12 protein-coding genes are annotated in these 9,893 nt (G+C 47.4%); 9 read left to right on the top strand and 3 right to left on the bottom strand.

Features of this window, described 5'->3' with window-relative positions:
- Positions 1–1,099: phage major capsid protein (locus GOB86_RS13680; RefSeq protein WP_165993129.1), on the top strand; the 1,099-nt coding region annotated here is incomplete at its 5' end.
- 72 nt (positions 1,100–1,171) lie between these two features.
- On the opposite strand, the gene GOB86_RS13675 is transcribed toward GOB86_RS13680, so the two are convergent.
- Complete coding sequence (locus GOB86_RS13675; RefSeq protein ID WP_165993127.1) at positions 1,172–1,618, bottom strand: hypothetical protein; 447 nt, start codon at positions 1,616–1,618, stop codon at positions 1,172–1,174.
- A complete protein-coding gene (locus GOB86_RS13670; protein WP_165993125.1) occupies positions 1,618–2,946 on the bottom strand; it encodes a hypothetical protein in 1,329 nt (442 codons plus the stop codon). Before GOB86_RS13670 ends, GOB86_RS13675 begins: the two co-directional genes overlap by 1 nt.
- 51 nt (positions 2,947–2,997) lie before the next feature.
- On the opposite strand from GOB86_RS13670, the gene GOB86_RS13665 reads away from it, so the two are divergent.
- The 6 genes from GOB86_RS13665 to GOB86_RS13640 all read left to right on the top strand — a co-directional run bounded on the left by GOB86_RS13665 (position 2,998) and on the right by GOB86_RS13640 (position 7,187).
- Positions 2,998–4,317: a phage baseplate assembly protein gene (locus tag GOB86_RS13665; RefSeq protein WP_165993122.1), complete on the top strand. Its 1,320-nt coding sequence runs from the start codon at positions 2,998–3,000 to the stop codon at positions 4,315–4,317.
- Positions 4,314–4,934, top strand: coding sequence for a phage baseplate assembly protein V (locus GOB86_RS13660; protein ID WP_165993121.1), 621 nt, complete (start codon positions 4,314–4,316; stop codon positions 4,932–4,934). The genes GOB86_RS13665 and GOB86_RS13660 overlap by 4 nt, the downstream gene beginning before the upstream one ends.
- A 140-nt stretch (positions 4,935–5,074) precedes the next feature.
- Positions 5,075–5,560, top strand: a complete 486-nt coding sequence (locus tag GOB86_RS13655; RefSeq protein WP_165993119.1) for a hypothetical protein — start codon at positions 5,075–5,077, stop codon at positions 5,558–5,560.
- Positions 5,561–5,700: 140 nt separating this feature from the next.
- Positions 5,701–6,336, top strand: coding sequence for a GIY-YIG nuclease family protein (locus GOB86_RS13650; protein ID WP_165993117.1), 636 nt, complete (start codon positions 5,701–5,703; stop codon positions 6,334–6,336).
- A gap of 321 nt (positions 6,337–6,657) precedes the next feature.
- On the top strand, positions 6,658–6,810 hold the full coding sequence (locus tag GOB86_RS13645) for a hypothetical protein (protein WP_165993115.1): 153 nt from the start codon (positions 6,658–6,660) through the stop codon (positions 6,808–6,810).
- The gene (locus GOB86_RS13640) at positions 6,807–7,187 is read left to right on the top strand and encodes a DUF6876 family protein (RefSeq protein WP_242012686.1); all 381 of its coding nucleotides are present in this window, start codon (positions 6,807–6,809) and stop codon (positions 7,185–7,187) included. The genes GOB86_RS13645 and GOB86_RS13640 overlap by 4 nt, the downstream gene beginning before the upstream one ends.
- Before the next feature lie 52 nt (positions 7,188–7,239).
- Here the strand turns inward: GOB86_RS13640 and GOB86_RS13635 are convergent, their stop codons facing one another.
- Positions 7,240–7,998 (bottom strand): hypothetical protein, encoded by a 759-nt coding sequence (locus GOB86_RS13635; RefSeq protein ID WP_165993113.1) that lies wholly within the window; start codon positions 7,996–7,998, stop codon positions 7,240–7,242.
- A 215-nt stretch (positions 7,999–8,213) separates the two neighbouring features.
- Between GOB86_RS13635 and GOB86_RS13630 the strand changes: the two genes are divergently transcribed.
- Together GOB86_RS13630 and GOB86_RS13625 are read left to right on the top strand one after the other, a co-directional pair.
- Positions 8,214–9,314: a baseplate J/gp47 family protein gene (locus GOB86_RS13630; protein ID WP_165993111.1), complete on the top strand. Its 1,101-nt coding sequence runs from the start codon at positions 8,214–8,216 to the stop codon at positions 9,312–9,314.
- Between the two features lie 6 nt (positions 9,315–9,320).
- Positions 9,321–9,884 (top strand): putative phage tail protein, encoded by a 564-nt coding sequence (locus GOB86_RS13625; RefSeq protein ID WP_165993109.1) that lies wholly within the window; start codon positions 9,321–9,323, stop codon positions 9,882–9,884.
- Positions 9,885–9,893 lie beyond the last annotated feature (9 nt).

Raw genomic sequence — 9,893 nt, 5'->3', positions numbered from 1 at the left:
TACGTGTAATTCCGGCCATGCGGCCTCGTTGTGCTGGCGTCCACATCCTGCCTTTGAATCACGCGCAAAACCTCTTGAAAACCTATCACAGCGAATTTCCAAAAGGGCTCTTACGACTTCTCAGCCCGTAGTCGGTCCGGACGTTCGTGAGTTTATTGACCTTTTGACCGCTGACTGTGTGGTTCGTAAGGTTGCCAAAGTCGTATCCATGCCGAACAACAACCTCACATATCCAAGACAGCGTCTTGGTGCTACAGCTTCATGGGTTGGTGAAGGCAGCAATTTCGTCCCAAGTGCTGATGACTTCGACACCATCAATTTCGTAGGCAAGAAGCTTACTGGCTTCACTTACACGACATTGGAATTCAACAACTTCTCCCTACAGGGTGCTGTTGAACACATCACCTCTGACCTTGCTAATCAGGTCGCATTAGCAGAAGACCGCACATTCATCATGGGTTCGACTGCTGGTGCTCTGGCCCCTTCATACAGCCTTATTGGTAATGCGGGAACGAACATCACTTCAACAGGTGCTGACTCTGTGAGTATCGCAGCTGATCTTGCTCAGATCAAAAGTGCTCTACAGACCAAGTTCGTCAACATATCTCGTGGTGTTGTGTTCGGTTCGCCTGCGATCTTCAACAGCTTGGAAAACCTACAGACATCTTTCGGTGTATATCCATTCCGTGAAGAAATCCGCATGGGTAAGTTAAATGGCTTTACCATCATGGCAACTGCTCAGATTCCAACAGACATTGACACTTCTGCGGCTAAAGACGGCTCTGCGAAGAATGGCTCTCCCTTGGTCTTCGTTGCCCCACAGCACTTGATCATTGCCGATGCTGGTCAGTACGCACTTCGATCAACTGATCAGGGTTCTTGGACTGATGGCGGAGTTCAAATGAACGCTTTCGCACAAGACTTGATTGCCTACAAATTGGCAAACTGGGTTGATTTTGGAGTTGAGCATGACGCGGCTGTTGCTGTTCTCAACACTGTTGGCTGGACTAACTTCAATGTTGATGGTGCTTACCAGCTTGTTGAAGCTGCTAAAACAGGTGGTTCTGGCGCTTCTGCGGTTAAGGGAAAAACCTCTTAATTATCCAGATAATTCAGACACAAGAAAGGCCGGTTAAATACCGGCCTTTCTGCTGAGTAATTACTCGAAACTTTAACTTGTTGCCGCTGCCATCACATCCGTTGGCTGAACTGGTAGTGCCGTGCTGGTGGTGTCCGTGCCGTTGGCAATGGCATGCAGGGCCTTGAGATAGGTCACGACATCGGCAGGCGTTGTCTCCCCGTACATGCCGTATGCCTGCCATGTGGCTGCGGATGCTGCGGTCAGGGCGCTCTGTGCCTGCGCTGCAAGGCTCACGGTTGGAACCGGCACTGGCGCGGGGCACGCAACAATCGCGCCGTTCTGCACGCCCTGATTTGAATTGCGGGCCATCCACTGCGCCTCGGTTACGGCAATCATGTCTGATGCGGTCGGGACAGCAGATACATCCGACATATTCCACGTGTCATACCAGCCATTGATATGGGCCGGTTGCGCGGCGGCGGTGTCGTAGGACGCATAATATTGTGCCGGGTATAAAGTTTTTACGTCCGTAGCCATCAGATTTTGCCTCTCAGGTAAAAGTTGACCGTACTGCCGTTGGCAAGGAATACAGGTGGGGCTCCCGACTGGCTGCCCATGCCTAACCCCTGGGTCTGATTAGCAGTCGGATAGCTGCCTGCGGGGTCAGCAAATCCGATGTGGTTGACGCCGCCAGCATCGCGCGCCGTAAGAATGGTTGATGGCGCTTCTGAAAATGCAACAGGGTAAGTATAAATCGAGGTAAAGCCACCTCTCACTGTGGTGAGAGAGAACCATAACTCGCGGTAGCCACCGATTTCCCTCCATAATGTTCCGTCCGGATAAACCCCCTGACTTACTGGATTGAATACGGTTGTATCTCCGTTGCTATCTGTAACAACCAGGCCGGAAGCAGCATTCCCCACAATTCCTGTAATCCGCACATCACCAGAACCCGCATCTGGAGCGGACTTGATATAGCGCCCCTCTGCCGTCTCTGCGTTAAGCGCGTCCTTGCCTGTAAATGCCGCAACACTGGGAACAGTTGTGACCCCCGTAAATGCTTCTGCCCCGCTATGTTTGTTTGCGCCAGAGAACACCACAGGAGTGGATACGGTTTGCGTGTCAGTATCGGCAAGTTGCAGGAATTGCTCCTTTGACCAGTCAGTAGTTGCTGAATATGAAACCTGATTATCTGCGCCATAATAGTACGCGGGTAGGTTCGATGATGTATTCCATATAATGTCAGTGACTTTGGTGTTATCGCCTGTTGGCAATGAGCTTATGTAGGCTTTTCCGTCGATATAATCGGTTGTGTAGGAATAGTGCCAAGCCTTATTGCCTGTGTCGTAATAGGCAAGTTCGTTTTTGGTATGGTCATAACCTATCTTGCTGACACCATAGGTATTGTTGTCTTCGGCTTGGAAAGAAATCTTACCAAGATCAGTCTGATCAATCTGAACTCTTGCCTGTGTGGCATCCGTGGAATCACCGCCGATATAAACCTTATTGGCTCCCTGATCCGTTCCACCACCCTGCTGAGTTGGTGTGAAACCAACAGTCGCCTGTAGGGCTTTCTGATTCACATAATCAACTGTAGCAATCTGGTTGTTTATGGTTCCGTCTGGATTACTGGTTAGAGGAATACCAGTAAGTGTCGGGCTGTTGATCTTCGCAAATGTCTTATCAAGCGTCTGGCTTAATTGACTGTGATTGGTTCCGTCTAATGTGTTGCCATTATCAGTTATGACATTCGAAATTTCGTCTTGAATATTGTTCATGACATCAGCGTCAATAGGTGTGCCATTTGTAAGTGTCGCGGGATCATCATTGACCCAAACACCATTGTTGGAATCTACTTTTTTCATCGGGTCTCCCAATAAATAATCATTATTAAAGTTATTTATTGGGGTGAGGATTTGAGCACGAATATAACCGTAACAGGTAAGAAAAATACGCTACCTGATGGGTTCGTGGTTCTGGTGAATAACCAAATCATAAACCGTTTCATTGCATGGGAAATAAACCACAGTCTTGATATCGTCCCTATGTCATTTTCCATGACATATGCGTTTCAAGATGGTGAGCAGAATACCAACATATTGTCGTTGTTTACCAAGGCGGTTAGCACAGGACCAAAGGTCAATCATACTGGCTCATTGGCCGTTGGAGCTAAGGTAGAAATCTATCTCGACAAATATAAAATTTTCACCGGCTACATCGACTCAACCACTAATGGCCTACAGCATGGCCAACACGTCCTTGAAGTCTCAGGGCGATCCCTTTGCCAGAAGATTACAGACGGCACGACAATCCAGCCCAATGCAGGCCAGGTGCCGGGCACACTAACGAGTATCAAGCAGGTTGCAGAATGGCTCCTGACCGCACAAGACGGCACTCAGGTCGTTGATGTGGTCGATCTCACAAACAGCACACCACGTCCCTTAGCGAGCCTGACCAATATCAACCTCACAACGAAGTCCTATGACTTCCTCGCTACATTGGCACAATATGAGGGCAAACTGCTCTACGACGACAGGTTCGGTCGCCTTGTTATTGATGATCCTGCCAGTGGAGCCGTGACAACGCTCAATCTCAAAGACCCCATCATTAAAAGCCTATTTAGGCACAGAACCAACCTGGGCCGCTTTCAAGCTTATACTGCTGTCATTGATCCCTATAACGCGATAGCTGGTGTTAACTCTTCGGCGGTGCCGCATGTCACGGCAATGGATCAGACGCCCTCAGAAATACCAGACGGCAAGATTATGACGTTTGTTTCAGAGGCCAGCTACCCAATGTCCGATGCCAGTGGTTGGCAGACTTTTCAGCAAAACCTCGTCAATGTCACAGCCAAGCGGAATTGGGGCCGTGGGGACGTTATCAGCCTGAGTGTCGTGGGGACGAAGAACCCAATGACCAAGAAGCCGTGGGAGATCAATAGCCTCATAAAGATCAACTACGGCACAGACTTAAAACCCAATATGTCAGACGAATATGTGGTTTCAGATCTCGCGTTTACCCTGAGCCGTGAAGAGCATGAGACCCACCTGATCCTTGTGAGGAAAGAAGCCCTGGGTGTTGTGCCCATTGCTATCACCCCGCCAGTCGCGGGTGTCGCCAACCCATCAGATCAGTCCTCATTGGTACCAAGCCCAAACCAGCAGAAGAATGGGAGCCTGAATGTCACGGACAGCCCACCACCCAATGCCAAACCAGTTCAGGGGGCTTCCTCATGAGCTACGACTTTTCCGACCATTCACGCGATAAGATTAACACTCTCACTGAGCAAAGCATTCAGTTCATAAAGCCCGCTCGGTTCCTCAAGCACACCGCATGGAAAGAGAATTACAAGAGCCACGTGAACCAGATTTCCATGTTTGGAAATACGATGATCCGTGACGATACGCGCCTCATGCAACATTATGGCTTTATCAGTGCGCCACTGGCCGGAGCCAATGCTCTTGTGCATGGCATTATGGGTTCAAATTCCAACAATGTCATAACCGGCACACATGATGAACGCTACACGCCACGCGACCTACAACCCGGCGAAGTTGTGCTGTTTGATTATCAGGGACAATCCATTGAGTTAAGGCATAGCCAGACCATCAACATATCGTCGATGAAAACGACCACGATCAACATTGATGGTAAGAACCAGATCACCATCACGGATGGACTGGTTCATATTACAGGGAACGCCACGATTGATCGTGATGTCGAGATAGATGGCAACCTGCACGTCAAAGGGAATGTGACCTGCGACAGTGACGTGACGGCATCGGGCATATCCTTGAAGAGCCACAAACACACCAGCGGAGCACAGGGCTCACCGACCAGTCCGCCTCAATAAATTGGGAAACCATTTGAAAAGAAAATCAACGTCAAAGATTTCATATCTTGTGAATATATCGGATGATTTCCTTATCATATGGCAACAAATTAGCGATGTAGGGCAGCACAGTGCAGGCCCTAAAACGCTAGGAAAAGTCGATGACCATTTTAGGCAAACTTACATTCACCAAGGAAATGCAGGCTATAAATGACCGCACTGCTCATGTCCGGTCCAAGTTTGTCGATGGTGTGAATGTGCAGTTAGAAGCACTCACAGCAGAGGTCGAAGGTAAGCCCTTCAAACTGACCAAGGAACACCGGGAAAAGAACGAAGAAACCGGTGAAGTGACGAAAATAGAGAAAGAGGTTCGGTTCTCCGTATGGTGGACAAAAGGCGTTAAGGGCTACAGCGTAGAACCTCGCTACGGTAGCAAGCGTATCCAGCTTTCGGTCATGGGTAGCATTATCCAGACTGGTGAGAAGCTCTCGGACGTCAAAGCCGTGCTGGAACTGCTCATACAGGCCGCGAATGCAGGAGAGCTGGATAAGCCATTGCTTGAGGTGTCGGAACGCAAATCAAAAACCGAACAGAAGCCCGAAACACCAACAACGGGATCGACAGAGCGCACAACGCGCGGGCATTGAATACTGACACACAGAAGAGATTCAAATATAAATATACACATAGCATGATCTGGCGGGGTCATCCTAACAGGTCATGGTATAAAGAAAAACCCAACCCACATGGTCCCGCTAGATCATGTGGGTTTTTCTTTGGAGGTATTATGGAAACAATACAGCAATATCATGACGATGACGTTGTCTACGTCTATCTTCTCACAAACGACATCGACGGAAAGCAGTATGTCGGAATATCATATCAACCACTTGTAAGATGGAGTAGGCATAATAAAGCTGACACATATATCGGGAGGGCTTTTCGCAAATATGGTCAGGAGAACTTTACCAAAGACGTGATAGCAGTTAGCTGTCGAAAAGGCGCGTTACAACTTGAGGGCCACTTTTGCGAAGTTCTTAACTGTCTTCATCCGCATGGATACAATATGATCGCGGGCGGTTTCGGTTCCTGTGTAGCCTCTGCCCGTCCCCACGAAGTCAGGTTAAAGATATCAAAAGCAAAGAAAGGGGTTCCGTCACCGCTTAGAGGACGTAAAGGTAAATCTCCTTCAGTTTCTACTAGAAATGCTATATCCAAATCACTTACAGGATTTAAGAGGGGTCCGTCACCTCTAAAAGGCAAAATGAGAGATAAGCCTTCCCCGCTCAAAGGGAGACCGGGTAGGATTAGAACAAAAGAAGAAATAGAATCATCTGCAACTAAAATAAGGGGGAAACCCTGGTCACAAGCAAGACGTGACGCACATAACAAGAAGAAAGCGTTTCAGGCAGAGAAAAAATGAGAAATAAACAAGCGTCATCTCTGTTCGACAAGCTACCCGAACAGAGATTAGACGATATGAAGCTCGATTTGCCACCTGATCAAATTGAACTGCTAAAGAGGCTCGCAAAAGAGCCTCTACCGGATGGGCCATGTGAGTTCGATGGTCGGTTCGCCGTAAGAGGCAAGTTTTACAAAGGCAGTAAGAAATAATTGGCAACCCGGCTCAAAAGGCCGGGTTTCTTTTTGACCATAAGTCAACGTCAAAGAGTTATAGAAAACATCAGAAACCGGATGATTTAACGACAAAAAGACAACATAAACTACATGAAGGAGACAGCAAATGCTTCATGTAGTTCTTGAACATTTTTCACCATCCGATGACTCTATTATTCATACAGAGCATCTTTATCTCACTCGTGAAGAATATGAAGAGCACACTAAGCGGCTGTCTAACCTTCAAGAAATAATCGTTCTTGAGGAAGACATATTATGAGCATTGAAAACATAACCCAAGCAAACCTCAGTCAGTTCACTGGCACGGTGAATTACACACGGTTTATGGGAAACCTCTTACTAACTGATGGGGTGATGTTTTTGGTTAAAAACCGAGCGGGCTGGATACTGGACATCATCGTGAGCGTGAGGTGCTTACCCTCTATTAAAGCGGAAGAGAAAGAGTTCTGGACTCTTAAGGTTGATCTTGACGCACATACAGCCGTGATAACTGCCACTGATGGAGATAAAGGCGATGGGCCTATTCAGCTATATCGTCAGGTGATCAACTACACGGATTTTCCACTAAAGGAATTGAAGCTGTATGTGATCGAAGAGGGACCATACAAAGTCGTCATGCTACCGACTGAATATTGAGTTAGAGATAAACCCTTGTTATTCACACAAGGGTTTATCTGTGACTGAAAGACTATTCATCAAACTTACGAGGTGAAATGATATCACGGATGTCCATATATGGACCCATTCCCTCAGTTACCTTGTCCATAAGGGCATCAAGCTCTTTGTTTAGATTACATAAAATATTATTATATAATAATTCATTGTGACGTATTTCTCTGTCTAAGCATTCTTTTTTTGTATCGAATAATGCTCTCGCTTTATTGCCAAAATCGAAGATGGATTGATATGTTTTCCGATCCAACATAAATTTGCACTCTTGCTGATTTATCCAGCACACATCGAGTAGTTTCGATATTTTCTTTGATTTCTTAAGATATCCAAGTGCCCATTTTTTTGATTCAGGTGACACCTGAATAATACGACTTAGCTCTTCGACCGTCCTCGCTGCACTGTAGCGAATATCATTCTTAAGATCATTGGGATAATAGCACTCTAAGTCATAAAGAGCCCTATAAACCTCAGCCATTTTATTGAATATTACAATCAGCCTTTCGTTGTGTTCCAATCTCATTTTGTCATACGCGATATCTCTTTGATCCTTAGATATATTAGCCTGCGTCTTTGCTAATCGATGTTGTTGGTAAGCAATATAAGCAGTTATTAACCCAAATATAATGGGGGATAGCAAAGTTAGGGCTGATTTCACCCGATGAAGAGTAATAAAACCAATCCATTTTTGCGGTATAAACGGGTAAAATAAAATAATAATAGATATGGTTGTGAAACCAAGAACTACGCAAGGTAAGATTTTAGATATTTTTAACATTCAAATAGCTCTCGTGGATAATAGAACCATGAGAGTATAGGTCAGATAAGCGGCCAAGACCACTACACGCAGCTCTCATGCCCTCAGAAGCCTGCTCGTAGGGCTTTAGGTCATTTCAGCACACATTATAGCCCTGACAAGAAAGCCCTCTCTACGGGCATCTAGGCCACGGATTGCTACACATAAATATTGGAAACCATAATCGGGAGTTTCCAATGCCTTATATTCGTGAGTCCTATCAAACCAAACGACAAAATACCATTGACGCTATTCAGTACGGGCTTCTGAATGGTCAGGTTCCTCTAGCCAATAGTCCGCTTCGTGTGCTCGCAGAAGTGCTGGCGTCCACGGGCAATGCTCAAGACCTCTTTTTCGATGACATCTCGATCCAGTTCACGCCACTGACCGCGACAGCATCCGACCTTGATAACTGGTGTGCTTTGAAGTCGGTCTATCGCAAGGCCGCAACACCAGCGACAGGCGCAGTCGTATTCACCGGCACAACAGGCACCACGATACCGGCGAGTACGACATTGGTTTCCAATGACGGTCAGACCTACACGACAGATCAAGCCTCGACAGTTGGTAGCAATGTCAATGTAACAGCCACAACAGCAGGCGCGGCTGGCAATCAGCAGGCCAATACAGTCCTGACCTTACAGGCACCCATTGCAGGTGTTGATGCTCAAATCGAAACGGCGAATGGGATCACACAAGGCACCGACCTTGAGGGCGATGACGCCTTGAAGATTAGAATGCTTCAAGCCTACCAATCTCAGCTAACGGGTGCGACTAAAGCCGACCACATCAAAAACACCTTGGCGGTGCCGGGTGTCACAATGGCTTGGATGCCCAATACACCCAAGGCAGGAACGGAAGTTGTGATCTGGTTCATGTTGGATCGCACGAACGCCACAATGGGCTACCCGCAAGGCACAGATGGTACCGCGACATCAGAGACCCGATACGAGAACGCGACAGGTGACCAGTTAACCGTTGCCAATGCGCTATTTGATGACAAGCCCTACACGGAAATCCAGATACTCTGTAGCCCAATCAAGACCCCAATTTCATTTGAGATATCCGGTCTGATAAATGCCACGGCAACGACCCGTGCGGCCATTAGATCAGCGATTCAAGATGTGCTTCACGCTCAGGGTGATCCCAATGGGGTGACGATAACCCTAGCGAGTATTGATGCTGCGATTGCCTCGGCAGCAAGTACGACATCATTCACACTCGTGAGCCCAGCCTCAGACATCGTGACCACCACAGGTCAGCTACCTGAAATCAATGGCGATATAACATTTTCATAAGGTGACATGATGGATTTTCAAATACCCACACAAGACCAATACGCCAAGGCTATGATGGATCTGCTGCCACCAGGTAAAGCATGGCCTCGTGACATTGATACAAACCTCTACAGGCTGTTCTATGCCTTGGCTGGTGAGGTTAGAAAGATGGACGAGAAAGCCCTAGACCTCATTGCAGCAGCCTTTCCCGCAACAGCGACAGACTTCCTCGATGATTGGCTGGAAGTGTTTGCTCTGCCCGATAAATGCACGACATGGCAATCCAGCGATGAAGACAAGCGAGCACAAATTGTGGCCCGTCTGACATGGACTGGTGAAGCCTCGATTAAGTTCCTGAAAGAGTATTGCGCCAACCTTGGTTACAGCGTGGACATCAAGGAATGGGGTGGGGCAATTTGCGGGGCTTCTCGCGCAGGTAAACAGGGATGTCAGACGAGTGATCGTTTAAGTGAAGCCGTCATAACGATTAATATCCTCACTGATAAAGACCCGACATTTCTACAATGCGAGCTTCAAGCCGTTTTGCCCTATCTGCCTTACCATCTCTTCAGTCAAGGCAAGCCATTCTAGTATGTTGGC

The sequence above is a fragment of the Acetobacter lambici genome, assembly GCF_011516885.1.
Classification (GTDB): domain Bacteria; phylum Pseudomonadota; class Alphaproteobacteria; order Acetobacterales; family Acetobacteraceae; genus Acetobacter; species Acetobacter lambici.
Note: the sequence above shows the minus strand (reverse complement) of the source record. Positions and strands in the feature narration are given on the sequence as shown.